The organism is Bacillus sp. CCNWLW194, assembly GCF_037120585.1.
Classification (GTDB): Bacteria; Bacillota; Bacilli; order Bacillales; family Bacillaceae_G; genus Bacillus_A; species Bacillus_A basilensis.
The window spans coordinates 205,144-221,571 of sequence record NZ_JBBBBL010000006.1 but is presented as its reverse complement, the minus strand read 5'-3'; the positions used below and the strand labels follow the sequence as shown (position 1 = coordinate 221,571).

General features: G+C 35.3%; 13 protein-coding genes, 1 pseudogene and 3 other annotated features. Of the genes and pseudogenes, 10 read left to right on the top strand and 4 right to left on the bottom strand.

All coding sequences use genetic code 11. From position 1 onward, the window contains the following. The first annotated feature begins 285 nt into the window (after positions 1-285). Complete coding sequence (locus tag V7S50_RS16005; protein ID WP_336376449.1) at positions 286-1,347, top strand: DUF2332 domain-containing protein; 1,062 nt, start codon at positions 286-288, stop codon at positions 1,345-1,347. Here V7S50_RS16005 and V7S50_RS16000 read toward each other — a convergent pair. Both V7S50_RS16000 and V7S50_RS15995 read right to left on the bottom strand, forming a co-directional pair. Then, the gene (locus tag V7S50_RS16000; RefSeq protein ID WP_242252862.1) at positions 1,344-1,538 is read right to left on the bottom strand and encodes a hypothetical protein; all 195 of its coding nucleotides are present in this window, start codon (positions 1,536-1,538) and stop codon (positions 1,344-1,346) included. The two genes, V7S50_RS16005 and V7S50_RS16000, sit on opposite strands and share 4 nt — an antisense overlap. Beyond that, positions 1,532-1,795: pseudogene (locus V7S50_RS15995) on the bottom strand (GNAT family N-acetyltransferase); the annotation flags it as partial. The pseudogene V7S50_RS15995 and the gene V7S50_RS16000, both read right to left, overlap by 7 nt. Positions 1,796-2,072: 277 nt before the next feature. On the opposite strand from V7S50_RS15995, the gene entB reads away from it, so the two are divergent. Beyond that, positions 2,073-3,395, top strand: coding sequence for a cell wall-binding protein EntB (gene entB / locus V7S50_RS15990; protein ID WP_252209153.1), 1,323 nt, complete (start codon positions 2,073-2,075; stop codon positions 3,393-3,395). Between the two features lie 51 nt (positions 3,396-3,446). Here entB and V7S50_RS15985 read toward each other — a convergent pair whose 3' ends face one another. Continuing rightward, positions 3,447-3,965 carry a kinase gene (locus tag V7S50_RS15985; RefSeq protein WP_242252864.1) on the bottom strand — a complete coding sequence of 173 codons (519 nt, stop codon included), beginning with the start codon at positions 3,963-3,965 and terminating at the stop codon, positions 3,447-3,449. Between the two features lie 218 nt (positions 3,966-4,183). Here V7S50_RS15985 and V7S50_RS15980 point away from each other — a divergent pair, with 218 nt between their 5' ends. After that, positions 4,184-4,723, top strand: a complete 540-nt coding sequence (locus V7S50_RS15980; RefSeq protein WP_242252865.1) for a GNAT family N-acetyltransferase — start codon at positions 4,184-4,186, stop codon at positions 4,721-4,723. Positions 4,724-4,765: 42 nt separating this feature from the next. Further along, positions 4,766-5,296, top strand: a complete 531-nt coding sequence (locus V7S50_RS15975) for a cysteine hydrolase family protein (protein ID WP_242252866.1) — start codon at positions 4,766-4,768, stop codon at positions 5,294-5,296. Positions 5,297-5,424: 128 nt separating this feature from the next. Here V7S50_RS15975 and V7S50_RS15970 read toward each other — a convergent pair whose 3' ends face one another. Next, positions 5,425-5,862 carry a YndM family protein gene (locus tag V7S50_RS15970; RefSeq protein WP_016717788.1) on the bottom strand — a complete coding sequence of 146 codons (438 nt, stop codon included), beginning with the start codon at positions 5,860-5,862 and terminating at the stop codon, positions 5,425-5,427. 151 nt (positions 5,863-6,013) lie between these two features. Here V7S50_RS15970 and V7S50_RS15965 point away from each other — a divergent pair, with 151 nt between their 5' ends. The 6 genes from V7S50_RS15965 (at position 6,014) to aroA (ending at position 16,407) form a co-directional block, all read left to right on the top strand. Then, positions 6,014-9,526, top strand: coding sequence for a DUF4020 domain-containing protein (locus V7S50_RS15965; protein ID WP_336376450.1), 3,513 nt, complete (start codon positions 6,014-6,016; stop codon positions 9,524-9,526). Positions 9,527-9,633: 107 nt separating this feature from the next. Beyond that, positions 9,634-9,870, top strand: a binding site (T-box leader). A gap of 54 nt (positions 9,871-9,924) precedes the next feature. Next, positions 9,925-10,161: a binding site (T-box leader), on the top strand. A 195-nt stretch (positions 10,162-10,356) separates the two neighbouring features. Beyond that, entirely contained in the window at positions 10,357-11,433 is a 1,077-nt protein-coding gene (locus V7S50_RS15960) for a bifunctional 3-deoxy-7-phosphoheptulonate synthase/chorismate mutase (protein WP_001273580.1), read from the top strand. Positions 11,434-11,443: 10 nt separating this feature from the next. Further along, positions 11,444-11,663 (top strand) — a binding site (T-box leader). A gap of 53 nt (positions 11,664-11,716) precedes the next feature. Beyond that, a complete protein-coding gene (aroC, locus tag V7S50_RS15955) occupies positions 11,717-12,889 on the top strand; it encodes a chorismate synthase (RefSeq protein ID WP_242252868.1) in 1,173 nt (390 codons plus the stop codon). A gap of 18 nt (positions 12,890-12,907) precedes the next feature. Beyond that, a complete protein-coding gene (gene hisC / locus V7S50_RS15950) occupies positions 12,908-14,008 on the top strand; it encodes a histidinol-phosphate transaminase (protein ID WP_242252869.1) in 1,101 nt (366 codons plus the stop codon). Further along, positions 14,001-15,101, top strand: coding sequence for a prephenate dehydrogenase (gene tyrA / locus V7S50_RS15945; RefSeq protein WP_098557150.1), 1,101 nt, complete (start codon positions 14,001-14,003; stop codon positions 15,099-15,101). The genes hisC and tyrA overlap by 8 nt, the downstream gene beginning before the upstream one ends. A 16-nt stretch (positions 15,102-15,117) precedes the next feature. Further along, the gene (gene aroA, locus V7S50_RS15940; RefSeq protein ID WP_242252870.1) at positions 15,118-16,407 is read left to right on the top strand and encodes a 3-phosphoshikimate 1-carboxyvinyltransferase; all 1,290 of its coding nucleotides are present in this window, start codon (positions 15,118-15,120) and stop codon (positions 16,405-16,407) included. Positions 16,408-16,428: the final 21 nt, after the last annotated feature.

The following is a 16,428-nucleotide window of genomic DNA, read 5'->3' as shown; positions in this document are numbered from 1 at the left end:
TTTACCTTTTTTGTCTCAATTGTATAACCATCTCATACTCTATTATAATAATTAATAGACTAAAATATCTAGTGTTATCTGATAATTTTAAACTATTTAACGTTTTATTCGCCAAAAATCTGATTTAACAAGCTCTTTTAAGGTGGTAAATAGAAAAAAATTACAGTTTGAAATTATCTCGAAAAAGCTTACATATCCAAAAATGGGTAGAAAGGATACCTTTTTATGGGATTTTTGCCCCTTTAATTGTATGATTATTCTGTAAAATTAAAAGGAGGGATACAGATGCGTACACAAGAACAAATCGCAAACTTATTTCGAAATTTTTCAATAAAGGAATGTAAAGGATCAAGTGACTTATATGAATACTTAGCGATAAAAATAGCTGAAGATGAGGAAGTACTTACACTATCTTCCTACGCTCAAGCAGGTCAACCAGTCCCAAACTTATTATTAGGTGCAGTACACCATTTATTACTAGCAGGAAAAGAACATCATTTAAAAACGTATTATAGTAGCTTAGTTGAACATGCTAATACGGATTTAGACCAAGCTTTTCATCATTTTAAAGATTTCTGTAAAATGTACAGAGAAGAAATTATTACGTTATTACAAACGAAACTTGTTCAAACGAATGAAGTAAGAAGATGTGCATATTTATATCCAAGTTTCAGTTACATATTTAATAAAGTGAACAAACCGTTAGCGTTAATTGAAATTGGGACAAGTTCTGGATTACAACTATTCTGGGATCAATATAGCTATTCGTACGGAACAGATGAAACATACGGAAATATAAATTCGAATGTACATGTAACTTCTGAAATAAGAGGGAAGAATGTGCCTCATTTATTAAAAGAAAGTCCACCTGTTGTAGAAAGAATCGGACTAGATTTACATGTAAATGATTTACATAGTAACGAAGATTATTTATGGCTACGTGCACTTATTTGGCCAGAACATAAAGAAAGGCTTGAACTGTTTGACCAAGCTGCATCTTTAGTAAAAAATAAATCTGTTCAATTAATAGAAGGAGACGGTGTAGAGCTATTACCATCTATTATTGAACGAATAAGTAGCGATGCTATTATCTGTATTTTCCATACACACGTCGCAAATCAAATACCTGAACAAGTAAAACATAAGTTAGAAAAACATAAGTTAGAAAAACAAATCCAAGAAATCGGTGCAAAACGTGATGTATTCCACCTATATAACAACATGTGGGACCGGGACCTGCATATTAATTATTATATTAACGGAAACGAATATCGTGAAACGGTTGGAGAAACAGAAGGGCATGGGAGATGGTTTAGCTGGAAGATTGGAAATGAGAGGCTTTGCTAGTGTTTCTTCAAAATAAAAATAGCTAATGGGAATACGCCATTAGCTATTTTTTTAAATCCATCGGGAATCCAAGTGGAAATTTCATTACGAGGTGTAGCAACAACAAGCCAATCCTCACATTGAACACTAGCTTGCCAACATTCATAATCTTCATGTAAACCATTTACGTAAATAATTTGCCCGTTCCCCAATGTTCTGGCAAAATCATATATTCAATTTCAGCTTCTTTTTCATTCTCCTCACTTAATGTAATGTGGCCGAGTCCAATATATATATTTGTAATAGAATCATACACTTTATAAGAACCGAATAGTTGATGCTTTTCACTACGGTTTATCAATTTTTTAAAGTCAGTTTGCGCTTCTTCTAACGAAATAGCCCGTTCAGTAATTTGTGCCATCACTTTTTTATTTGAAACAAGCTGAAAATATAAATTGAAATATGTCATATGTGCATTGCTGATTTTATTAAGGTTACATTCGTTTTAGGAATTATAAGACAACTATTAATTGTGAAGAGGGGGATAGAACGTTTATAGGAGATATGGAAAGTTATAATATATAGAATTAAAAATAAGAATTTGATAGTATTGGAGTAAGGAGTTTTAATAACAGTATATTAAGTCGTATTAATATATCTGTTGCAAATGTTTTGGTATGATATTAAATTTTATTATTTTTACGAAAGCATTTGATAGAATTCAAAAAAATATAATGGAGGCTAATATGAAAAAAGTAATTGGCGCAGCAACAGCAACTGTTTTCGGATTGGGAGCATTTACTACAACTACTACTGCAGAAACAATCGTAACAGCAGATGTACTCAACGTACGTGAAAAACCGACTACGGAATCAAAAGTTGTCGAAAAAGTAAAAAACGGGGAAGAATTAAAAGTCATAAATACTGAAGATGGCTGGTCAAAAATTGAGTTGAATGGTAAAGAAGTATTTGTAAGCTCGGAGTTTACAAAAGATATTTACCATGTAACAGCAGATTTGTTAAATGTACGTTCTGAATCAAACACAGAATCAAAAATTCTTGGCAGACTGAAAAAAGATGATGTAATTGAATCAACGAACCAAGTAAAAGATGGATGGCTACAATTTGAGTATAAGGGAAAAACAGCTTATGTAAATGTTTCGTTCTTATCAAGTAAAGCACCAATTGAAAAAAAGGCTGACGAGAAAACGAAGCAAGTAACGAAAGTACAAAAAACGGTTAAAGCTAAGGAAGAAGCTAAAACACAGAAGATAACAAAGGCAAAAGAAACAATAAAACCTAAGGAAGAAGTGAAAGTACAAGAAGTAGCAAAGCCTAAGGAAGAAGTGAAAGTACAAGAAGTAACAAAGCCTAAGGAAGAAGTGAAAGTACAAGAAGTAGCAAAGCCTAAGGAAGAAGTGAAAGTACAAGAAGTAGCAAAGCCTAAGGAAGAAGTGAAAGCGCAAGAAATAGCAAAGCCTAAGGAAGAAGTGAAAGTACAAGAAGTAGCAAAGCCTAAGGAAGAAGTAAAAGTACAAGAAGTAGCAAAGCCTAAGGAAGAAGTAAAAGTACAAGAAGTAGCAAAGCCTAAGGAAGAAGTGAAAGCGCAAGAAATAGCCAAGGCTAAGGAAGAAGCAAAGGCACGAGAAATAGCCAAGGCTAAGGAAGAAGCAAAAGCACAAGAGATAGCCAAAGCAAAGGAAGAAGAGAAAGAACGAGAAGCGATAAAGGAAAAAGAACAGTCTAAAAATAACACGCAGTCTGGTAAACGTGAATTAACGGTAGTAGCGACAGCTTATACTGCTGATCCAAGTGAAAATGGTACATATGGTGGACGCGTTTTAACTGCGATGGGGCATGATTTAACGGATAATCCGAATATGAGAATTATCGCAGTTGACCCGAAAGTAATTCCATTAGGATCTAAAGTATGGGTAGAAGGTTATGGAGAAGCAATCGCTGGAGATACCGGAAGTGCAATTAAAGGTAATCGTATTGATGTTTTAATGGGGTCAAAAAGTAAAGCTATGAATTGGGGAAGACAAACTGTTAAAGTGAAAATTCTATAATAAATATAGTATATAACATAATGAAAATAAGACTGACATATTCTGTCGGTCTTATTTTCGTACCATAACATCATTAAGAATCGCATCAAATATATCTTTTTGCGTGAAGTTATCTGTAAAAATAGTTTCTCTAGCAACTTCAATTATATCGTGCGGATTATACCATTTTAGTAATGAATCCTCACTGAATTCATGCCGTTTTTCTCTTGTATTATGTCGTCGAATAGTTTCCTCTAATGATAAATCGAAGTAGTATGTATAAGCGTTTCCTTCAAAATAATGTATTAATTCTTTCAACATTTCTCCGTATCTACGACTGTTTAAAATACCTTCTAAAATAACAAACTCACATTTTCCTTTTCCGTACTTCGTAATTTCAAATAGTAAATCATGTGATAAATTACCCATCGTGTCGTGTACTCTAAGCATATCTCTACGGACAACATCCTGAGATACTAAAAGTGTGCCTTGTCCGAAATGTTCTTGTAGTTGCTTTGCGATTGTTGTTTTACCACTTGCCGAGTTTCCTCTAAGAATGATTAAAGTTGATTTAAGTATAGGATTAGACATAATGTATTCCCCAAACAATATTGATTATATAGAAAATTTTAACAAATAAAACGAAGAAAGTGTATAATCAATATGATGGATATTTAAAGTAGCATGCTAGATGGCTGATACATAAAAAATGCACAATCTATATGGAAACGGACATGGTTTGCGCTATCTAGGGGCAATTAAAGATTTCACAACAAGAAAAAATATAAATAATTAAAAAGAGGTACTATATGCTATTTCAAAAAGATAATGTATCGGTTAGGTACGTAATAGAAGAGGATGCACCAATCATTTCAAAATGGTTAACAGACCCAGAAGTACTGCAGTATTACGAAGGGCGAGATAACCTGCAATCTGTAGAAAAAGTGCTTGATCATTTTATACATAGTCCAAACAGTAATGAAAAAAGATGTTTACTAGAATTTGATACCGTTCCGATTGGTTACATACAAATGTACCCAGTTGATTCAGAGTGGAAAGCGTTATATGGCTATAAAGAATCACAAAATGTATGGGGAAGGGACCAATTTATCGGAGAACCGGCCTGTTGGGGGAAAGGAATTGGAACTAAACTCGTTCAGGCAGCAATTACATATATTATGGAGAATGAGGGAGCAGAAGTAATCGCAATGGACCCGAAAGTTAATAATGAACGTGCGATAAAGTGTTATGAAAAATGCGGATTTAAAAAAGTAAAGATTTTAAAGGAACATGAACTGTATGAGGGGATATTAGAAGATTGTTGGATGGTGGAATTTAAACACTTATAATGATTATGCAATGGCTTATACAAACAAAGGGAGTTGTGTAAAATGAAAAAAGCATTAATCGTAATCGATGTGCAAGCAGGTATGTATACAGCAGGAATGCCAGTACATAATGGGGAGAAGTTTTTAGAAATATTGCAAGGACTTATTGGGGAATGTCGTTCAAAGGATATTCCAGTTATTTATGTCCAACATAACGGACCAAAAGATCACCCGTTAGAAAAAGGTACAGATGGCTGGAAGGTTCATGCGGCAATTGCACCGCAAGAAGGGGATCTCGTTGTTGAAAAGACAACACCAGATTCATTCCATAATACAAACTTAAACGAGGTGTTACAAGAAAAAGGAATTGAACAGGTTATTATTTCAGGAATGCAAACAGAGTACTGTGTGGATACGACAACGCGAAGAGCGTTTAGTGAAGGGTATAAAGTAACGTTAGTGAGTGATGCACATAGTACGTTTAATACAGAAGTGCTACGAGCTGAAGACATTGTGAAACATCATAACGTAGTGTTTGGAGCGTTTGCTGATGTTGTTGCGTTAAAAGATTTGAATGTGACTGTCTCTAAATAAGAGGCAGTTTTTTATTAGAAGCAATAATGTGAAATAATGTCGGCAAGTCGATATTATTTCACATATCATAATGATAACGTAAAACAGGAGCACCACATAATTAAAAAGGGTGCTCCTGCATCAAAATTTTACTTCTTCTTATCTTTATCCAATATATTCTGTTCTTCCGCAAACTCCGTACCATATGCAAATCGTCGATTAATATGAATATTATCGTTGTGGTGCCTTGTGTGGGAGCCAGAGAAGCGATGAACGATTACTTCTGATAATGTGAAGACAATCGCGGAAAGGATGCTTCCCCATGCAATTTGCATATAGTTGTCTAATAAAATATTACCGAAAATCCATACGCTTAAATATGTTAGTAAAAAATCCGACATAATGGCACCAGTATTGCCAATTCGATTTAAAATAATTTTATCAACGAACATATAAGATACGATTGTAACGAAGAGACTGAACGAAATAATTTGGACGAAAGTTGCTGGGAAAAATAAAGCGAGTCCAATACTAAATGCGATAATGCACGATATAAACTTGATTAGTACTACAGTAAAACCATTCAATATTTACACCTCCGATTTATACATAGTTTTACAATAAAATCAGGAGTTCATACATTGTAACGAATATAATTATATAAAATTTTTTCACGTTTGATTTTTTGTCTAAATATTAAAAAAACAAAGAAAAAATGTTATAGTAAAATGAGAGTATATGACATTTTTAGGTAAGGGGGAATCCTGGGTGTGGATTACTTCAGAAGTAGAAATTCCAGATGAGTTAATTGATCATCTTGAACAAGGAAAGTTAGTATTATTTGTTGGAGCGGGAGTTTCTATGAAAGGGAAATCAAACTTACCGAATTTTGATGATCTTGTTGATGAAATTGCGAAAACGTTATATGTAGAAACGCGTGAAATAACAGAACCGCATGATTATTATCTTGGTAAAATAGCGAAAACAAAAGATGTACATCAAGTTGCAAGAGACCTAGTTCATATAGAAAAGTCAAAACCGAATCCGCTTCATTATGCAATTCCGAGGTTGTTTCCTGTAGATACAGAAGTCCGCATTGTAACGACAAATTTTGATCGACATTTTACAACTGCGATGAAAGAAATGAATAGAGAATTAAACGTATATTACGCACCTGCGTTACCTACAGGTAGAGCGTTTAAAGGACTCGCTTACATACATGGCAATATAGAACAAGAGAAAGAAGCGTTAATTTTAACAGATGGTGATTTTGGAAGGGCTTACTTAACGGAAGGGTGGGCAAGAAGATTTTTAGTTGATTTATTCTCGAATTATACCGTTTTATTCGTTGGGTATAGTCATAATGATCCAGTAATGAAATATTTAGCGACTGGTTTACCACCAAGTACAAGGCGTTATGCATTTGTCGCACAAGGGGAAAATACGTACCACTGGGAGCATTTGGGAATACGGCCGATTGTATATCCGAATAAAGGTAATAATCATCAATCTCTTGTTAAAGCAGTGAAGCGATGGGCGGAATTAATGGGGGATAACTATATTACAAAACGAATGCGAATTCGTGACATTGTAACAGTTCCACCTTCAGTAGAGCAGGAACAATTATCATACATAAAACAGTCAATTAAAAAAATTGAAACGGTCCGCTACTTTGTTGAATTTGCTCACGATTATGAATGGGTGGAATGGCTTGAAGCAGAAGGGAAATTACAAAATTTATTCTTAGTTACATCAAACTATAATGAGGTAGATGAATTACTTGCAGAATGGTTAGTGGAACAATTTCTTTTTAGTCATCAAAAAGAATTATTTCAATTAATTTTTAAAAATCATTCTAAAATATCTCCTTTATTATGGAGGACAATTTGTAGCTACTTAAACGAAACGAAAATGAAAATGGATCCGTTATTGTTTGCAAGATGGACACTCCTTTTATTAGAAACAGCTGAAAAAGATAGTAAATCAATTGAAAAAATATCTAACTTACTGCAAAAATGTTCTTTCCCTGAGCATAAAGAGATTGCTTTATTGTTACTAACGTTTATTTTGGACGGAAAACTTAAATTGAAGCGAGAAAGAAGATGGGGAAATGATACGCAAGAATCAATAGAACTTGAGGAATCGAGTCGTTTACCAGTGTCTACATTTTCTTATGTGGAGCAAATTTGGAATGAGAAGATGAAACCGCATATTTCCTATTACGCCGTTCCAATTATGATGATGGGAATAGAGAAGATGCGAATGTTATCACTAAGGCAAATGGCACTGAAGAAAAGGGATAAGGAAAATGTGGAAAAAGAATTCCAGCAAAATGATCTTGCATTTTTAATTCAAATTGTAAAAGAATGTTTAGCCTATTTATGTGAAAACAATGAGCAAAAAGCAAATTATTATATTACAGAAATGATAGAAGCAAGCAGCATACTTCAAAAACGAATTGCAATTGATGCGATGAATAAAAATATATTTGTTGGCGCCGATGAGAAAATGAAATGGTTGTTACAGGAAGGTATTCTTTTAGATGTCACGTATAAACACGAAGTTTTTCAACTAATAAAAAATCATTTCGCACTCTCTTTAGAAAAAACAAAGGAAGAAGTCGTTCAAATTATACTGAAGGACCTTGCAGAGGAGAGGACATTTGATGTTTGTTTAGTCTTAGATTTATTATTCACTTGCGATTCGAATAGTCCATCTACGGCGAAAGGTTATGAGTTAATGAAGCAAAAACATCCTCACTTTCATTCTGAGCGATACAGTGTACAAAAGAAAGAGACTACAGAACAAAGTATTACTTGTAATGTAACTGCTGATGGATTATTGCAGCTGAAAGACGAAGAAATTATGAAACAAGTTCGTCAATTTTCTCATGATGGTGTTTTTGAACAACGTCATTTTTTAGAGATGTTATCGAAAGCATGTAAATTGAATACAGAATGGAGTATTTCATTTGCTTATCAATTAGTTGGAATGCACGAAATAAGTAATGAAGTATGGTTTGTTTGTATTAGAGAGTGGCGAAATAACCGAGGACTGACAAATGAACAAATCCAAAAAATTATTCCGCTATTGCAGAAATTTGTTAGGAATACTTCTTTTCATTGGTTAATTAGTAGTTTTTTATATGAAATTAGTAATCGATTAGAAGAGTTAGAGGAAAATAGTATACGCAATGTGAAACGGTTTGCGTTTTCGGTATTCCCTCAAGTAATGAAAGGTGATACAGATTTGAAGCTGGGAAAACAAGATTTTTACAATGAATCAATCCAGCATCCTGTTGGGAAAATGACAGCTGTATTATTAAAATTGTTATCATATGATCATTTATACGATCGTAATGTGTATGAATATTTATTTTTATTTGAAGAACAAGTAAGAGTTAGTTCAGAACGGACAAATTTTATGTTAGCTCGTTTAGTAGCAGATATTACATTTCTTTATCATATTGAGAAGCAATGGTGCCGAAAATATTTGTTACCGTATTTAGATTTAAAGAAGGAAAATGAAATTACGAAATATGCATGGGCAGGCTTATGTTACACGCAAATAAATTTACCTTTATTTACAGAAATGAAGCGATTTATTAAGTATGCGGTAGAACATTTGGAAGTATTACATCCGCATACGAGGGAAGCTTTCTTGAAATGGCTTAGTTTTGTATTTATTAAATGTGTACTGTATTGGGAGCAAAAAACAGATTGGTTATACCCTTTACTGATACGAGAAAATGAAGAAAATAAAATTAAATTTATGCAGTTTTTATGCTATTACGTCAAAACGTTAAGTGCAAAAGAACAACAAAAATTTTGGGCAGCTTGGCTTAGTATATTTTTGCGAGAACGACCGAAAATGGGTGAAATCACAGCTAGAGAATATGTAATGCTTTTACGTATTATTTTATTTATGGATGAAATAGTAGAAAGAGGATTATCTATCATATGTAAAACGTTTTCAGACGTGGATGGAAAAGGAAATCAAATAGAGTTAAAACAGTTATTTAATGAAATACTTCAAAAGACAAAGAGTATAAAAATGAATAAAGAATTGTATGCAAATGTCTTTTTCACTTTACTGCAAACGCTTCAGGAAGCCGATTTACTTGAAGCTGAAATCATTCAAATAAAAGAAGTATTAATCCGGTATGGAGTAGAAAAATGTGTATTAAATGCAATAGATAATGAGATAATTCGCATCGGAATTGTTATGGAGAATTTACAAGAAGAAATGTAGGACAAAAGTGGAATTTTAAAAAATATATAAAAAGTTGTTGACAGTGTTTTGAAAAGCGTTCTATAATACGAATCATACTTATTCAATTTCAAAAACATTTGAATAAACAAAGTGCAATGAAGAGATCACAGTAGTGGTTAGTCTTACTGTAACAGAGAGCTGGTGGTTGGTGTGAACCAGTACAGGGATAATCATGAATTACAGTCTTGGAGCATCTTTTTCGTAGTAAAGATAGTTTCGTCTTTATGAAGAAAAAGCGGTCAATTGATCGTTAACAGTGAAGAGAGGTAGACGGAAAGTTAGTCTACAACTAGGGTGGTACCGCGATAAATATCGTCCCTACTGATTTATTCAGTAGGGACTTTTTGTATTTTAGTGGTCCAACTTGAAAATTAAATATTCATGCGTTGAAAGGAAAAGCAGTAGTTGTTGTTTCCCTGTAACAGAGAGCTGGTGGTTGGTGCGAACCAGTACAAAAACAAGAGCGAATTACAGTCCTAGAGCATCTTTTTCGTAGTAAAGATACTATTTGTCTTTATGAAGGGAAAGACGGTCAGATGATCGTTAACAATGAAGAGAGGTAGACGAAAGAAGTCTACAACTAGGGTGGTACCGCGATAAATATCGTCCCTACTGATTTATTCAGTAGGGCTTTTTTGTACAAAAAAAGTGGTTTTTTAGCTAGTAGATAGTGTCTTTGTACTAATTATTAGTTTAAAATAAGAAGAGGTATCGATTCCACTTTAAATTTGTATAATTAACCAGTTCAGAAAATAGAGAATTTTTCATTCTCTTACTATACTTTTAAAACATTAGAGGAGGATTTCCAAATGGCAAATCATGAATTAGATCAATTACGTAAACAGGTAGATGAAATTAACTTACAACTATTACACCTTTTAAACAAACGTGGTGAAATCGTTCAAAAAATTGGGGAACAAAAGCAAGTACAAGGTACGAAACGTTTTGATCCAGTACGTGAGCGTGAAGTACTTGATATGATCGCAGAGAATAACGAAGGACCATTCGAAACGTCAACAGTTCAACATATTTTCAAAACAATCTTCAAAGCTAGCTTAGAATTACAAGAAGATGATAACCGTAAAGCATTACTAGTTTCACGTAAAAAGAAACAAGAAAATACAATCGTTGATGTAAAAGGTGAATTGATTGGTAACGGAACACAAACGTTCATCATGGGACCTTGTGCAGTTGAAAGTTTAGAGCAAGTTCGCCAAGTAGGGCAAGCGATGAAAGACCAAGGATTAAAATTAATGCGCGGTGGTGCTTTCAAACCGAGAACATCTCCATACGATTTCCAAGGTTTAGGAGTAGAAGGATTACAAATTTTACGCCAAGTAGCAGATGAGTTCGACTTAGCGATCATTAGTGAAATTTTAAATCCGAACGATGTTGAAATGGCATTAGACTACGTTGATGTAATTCAAGTTGGTGCACGTAATATGCAAAACTTCGATTTACTACGAGCTGTAGGTAAAGTTAACAAGCCAGTATTACTAAAACGTGGTTTAGCAGCAACAATTGATGAATTCATTAACGCAGCGGAATACATCATTGCACAAGGTAACGACCAAATTATTCTATGTGAGCGCGGTATTCGCACATACGAAAGAGCAACACGTAACACATTAGATATTTCAGCAGTACCGATTTTAAAGAAAGAAACACATTTACCAGTTATAGTTGACGTTACGCATTCAACTGGACGTAGAGATTTATTATTACCAACAGCGAAAGCAGCACTTGCAATTGGTGCAGATGCAGTAATGGCTGAAGTACATCCAGATCCAGCAGTTGCATTATCAGATTCTGCACAGCAAATGGATATTCCCGAATTCCATAGATTCATGGATGAGTTAAAAGGATTCAAAAATAAATTATCTTAATTCCATATTATTATATGCGCTGAAGAGGAAACAGTAGTGCTTATCTCCCTGTTAAAGAGAGCTGATGGTCGGTGTGAATCAGTACAAAGGTAAGTATGAATTACAGCCTTGGAGCATCTTTTCCGCCAACTTTTGGAGGGAAAGACGGTCAAACGATCGTTAAAGAAGAAGAGAGGTAGACGAAAGAAGTCTACAACTAGGGTGGTACCGCGATAAACATCGTCCCTACTGAGCGCTCAGTAGGGACTTTTTTGTACAAAAAAATAGTAAAGGGGCAAGAGAAATGAGATACATTACAGCTGGAGAATCACATGGGCCGCAGTTAACAGTTATTTTAGAAGGTGTACCAGCAGGTTTAACATTAACAGCGGAACATATTAATAAAGAATTATTAAGAAGACAAAAAGGGCATGGACGCGGAAGACGCATGCAAATTGAAACCGATACTGTTGAAATTGTAAGTGGTGTTCGTCATGGGGTGACACTTGGCTCGCCGATAACGTTAATCGTAAAAAATGATGATTTCAAACATTGGACGAAAGTAATGGGTGCAGAGCCAATTTCGGAAAAAGAAAGTAAAGAAATGAAACGCACAATTACAAAACCACGTCCAGGACATGCGGATTTAAACGGAGCAATTAAATACGGACATCGTGATATAAGAAACGTACTAGAGCGCTCATCGGCAAGAGAAACGACAGTTCGTGTAGCTGCTGGTGCGGTTGCGAAACAAATTTTAAAAGAATTAGGCGTAGAAATTGCAGGGCATGTACTTGAAATTGGTGGAGTACAAGCAAAACATATTTCAAACTTAGCAATTGAAGAAATTCAAACAATTACTGAAAACTCACCAGTTCGATGTTTAGATAAAGAAGTAGAACAAGAGATGATGGATGCGATTGATAACGCAAAAAGTAGTGGAGATTCAATCGGTGGTATAGTTGAAGTCATTGCAGAAGGTATGCCAATTGGCGTTGGTAGCTACGTTCATTACGACCGTAAACTAGATGCAAAACTTGCTGGTGCGATTATGAGTATTAATGCATTTAAAGGTGCTGAAATTGGCGTTGGCTTTGAAGCGGCAAGACAGCCAGGCAGTAAAGTGCATGATGAAATTTTATGGGATGAGGAACAAGGATATACGAGAAAAACGAATAATGCCGGCGGTTTAGAAGGCGGTATGACAACAGGTATGCCAATTGTTGTAAGAGGTGTAATGAAGCCAATACCTACATTATATAAACCGTTAGCAAGCGTTGACATTGATACGAAAGAAGCATTCCAAGCGAGTATTGAAAGATCTGATAGTTGCGCAGTACCAGCAGCAGGTGTAGTAGCTGAATCTGTTGTAGCATGGGAACTTGCACATGCCCTTGTCGAACAATTCGGAAAAGATCGTATGGATTTAATTCAGCAGAACATTACGCAACATAACAAATACGCAAAAGAATTTTAATAAAAAGGTGGTTTTAACATGCAAGTAAAAGATCAACTATCATCATTACAACCATATAAACCAGGTAAATCACCTGAACAAATGAAAGAAGTGTACGGAGATCATTCGTTTGTTAAATTAGCATCGAATGAAAATCCATTCGGCTGCTCACCACGTGTTTTAGATGAGTTGCAAAAATCGTGGTTGGAACATGCATTATACCCTGACGGAGGTGCTACAACGCTCCGTCAAACAATTGCAAATAAGTTACATGTGAAAATGGAACAAGTACTTTGTGGTAGTGGTTTAGATGAAGTCATTCAAATGATAAGCAGAGCAGTACTCAAAGCAGGAGATAACATCATAACGGCTGGTGCAACATTCCCGCAGTACCGCCATCATGCAATTATAGAAGGTTGCGAAGTGAAGGAAGTTGCGTTAAATAACGGTGTATACGACTTAGACGAAATTTCTTCAGTAGTAGATAACAATACAAAAATCGTATGGATTTGTAACCCGAACAATCCAACAGGCACATATGTGAATGACCGAAAATTGACTCAATTCATTGAAGGGATTAGTGAAAATACGTTAATTGTCATTGATGAAGCGTACTGTGAATACGTAACAGCAAAAGATTTCCCAGAGACATTACCGCTTTTAGAAAAACATAAAAACATTCTTGTACTTAGAACATTTTCTAAAGCGTACGGATTAGCTTCTTTCCGCGTTGGATATGCGATTGGACAGGAAGAGCTAATCGAGAAATTAAATGTCGTACGTTTGCCATTTAACGTATCTTCATTAGCGCAAAAAGCAGCGACGATTGCTTTTGGTGATGACGAGTTTATTGAAGAAATAGTTCGTGTGAATACAGAAGGTTTACGACAATACGAGAGTTTCTGTAAGGAAAATGAAATTCCATTTTATCAGTCACAAACAAATTTCATTTTCTTGCCAGTAGAAAATGGTGGAGAGATTTATGAAGCTTGCGCACACGCAGGGTTTATTATTCGTCCGTTCCCAAATGGTGTCCGTATTACAGTCGGAACAAGGGAGCAAAATGAAGGAGTGATTTCAGTGTTAAAACAACACTTTGAAAATAAAAAAAGAAAGTCTCGAGATGAGGCAAATGCGTAAAAATGTAGTATTAATTGGAACAGGTTTAATAGGAGGCTCTCTTGCATTAGCAATTAAAAAAGAGCACGATGTAACGATAACAGGTTATGATATATTTCAAGAACAAGTAGAGCGTGCAAAAGAATTACATGTAGTAGATGAAATAGCAGTAGATTTACAGCATGCATGTGAAGAGGCACATTTAATTGTTTTTGCTTCTCCTGTTGAAGAAACGAAGAAGTTATTACACAAATTAGCGTTATTTAGTTTACGAGAAGATGTTATTGTAACCGATGTTGGTAGTACAAAAGGCACGATTATGAATGAAGCGGAAGCATTGTTTTCAAAGGAAGTTTCTTTCATTGGTGGACATCCAATGGCAGGTTCTCATAAAACGGGAGTTGAAAGTGCAAAAGCGCATTTATTTGAAAATGCATTTTACATTTTAACACCGATGAATCATGTGCCAAGTGAACAAGTGGAAGAACTAAAGTGTTGGTTAAAAGGAACAGGATCGCATTTTCTTGTTTTAAATACAGAAGAACATGATTATGTAACAGGGATTGTTAGCCATTTTCCGCACCTTATCGCGGCAGGATTAGTAAAGCAAGTAGAGAAACATGCAGGAGATAATCCGCTCATTCATCAACTTGCTGCGGGAGGTTTTAAAGACATTACACGCATTGCATCTAGTAGTCCGAAAATGTGGAGTGATATTGTAAAGCAAAATCGTGAGCATTTAATGGTATTATTAAAAGAGTGGATCTCTGAGATGGAAGGTTTATATCATACAGTCTCTACCGGAGATGCGGGCGAGATTCAAAACTATTTTGCAGATGCGAAAGAATACCGTGATTCTTTACCAGTACGAAAGAGAGGGGCAATTCCTGCCTATCACGACTTATACGTCGATGTTTTAGATAAAGTAGGGGCATTAGCTCATATTACGAGTATTTTAGCCCGCGAGGAAATTAGTATTACGAACTTGCAAATATTAGAAGCACGTGAAGGATTACTTGGGGTATTACGTATTAGCTTCCAAAGAGAAGAAGATCGTATGAAAGCAAAGCTAGCGCTTGGAGAAGAAAAATACCAAACTTATGAAACAATTTAAATGAGAAGGTGAAAATGTGAAGGAAAGAATAATACAACCTGTAAATAGCGGATTGAATGGCAATATTACAATCCCGGGTGATAAGTCTATTTCACACCGCGCTGTTATGTTCGGCGCGATTGCAGAAGGAAAAACGACAATTAAAGGTTTCTTGCCCGGTGCAGACTGTTTAAGTACAATTTCTTGTTTTAAAGAAATGGGAGTAGACATTAAGCAAAACGGTGATGAAGTCACTGTAGTTGGTAAAGGATTAGAAGGTTTACAAGAACCGAAAGCTGTATTAGATGTTGGTAATTCTGGCACAACGATACGTTTAATGTCAGGGATTTTGGCAAATACACCATTTTTCTCTTGCGTACAAGGTGATGCATCTATCGCAAAAAGACCGATGAAACGTGTAACAAATCCGTTAAAACAAATGGGTGCAAACATTGATGGCCGCGAAGAAGGAACATTTACTCCATTAACAATACGTGGCGGAGATTTAAAAGCAATTGAATATACTTCTCCTGTCGCAAGCGCACAAGTTAAGTCAGCTATTTTACTTGCAGGAATTCGTGCAGAAGGTGTAACAACTGTTACAGAACCACATATTTCCCGCGACCATACGGAAAGAATGCTTGAAGCATTTGGCGTTAAAGTAACTCGCGAAGGAAAAACAGTGAAACTAGCAGGTGGCCAGAAGTTAACAGCGACAGATGTTCAAGTACCAGGTGACGTATCATCAGCTGCATTTTTCTTAGTGGCAGGTGCGATCATTCCAAATAGTAAACTAGTATTAGAAAATGTAGGGATGAATCCAACACGTACAGGCATCATTGATGTATTAGAAAAAATGGGTGCCACATTTACTGTAGAAGCAATTAACGAAGGTGCATCAGAACCAGCTGCAAATATTACAATTGAAACATCTTCATTAAAGGGAATCGAAATTGGTGGAGATATTATTCCAAGATTAATCGATGAAATTCCTGTTATCGCTTTAGCGGCAACGCAAGCAGAAGGAATTACAGTAATTAAAGATGCGCACGAATTAAAAGTTAAAGAAACAAACCGTATTGATACAGTTGTTGCAGAATTAACGAAACTAGGTGCTCGCATAGAAGCAACTGACGACGGGATGATTATTTACGGGAAATCAGCTCTAAAAGGGAATACAGTTAATAGTTATGGTGATCACCGCATCGGAATGATGCTTGCGATTGCTGGATGTATCGCAGAAGGAAAAACAACAATTGAAGACGCAGAAGCAGTAGGTGTATCATACCCTACATTCTTCGAAGAACTTCAAAAGTTAGCTAAATAAAGTAATGAGTAGCAGATACGG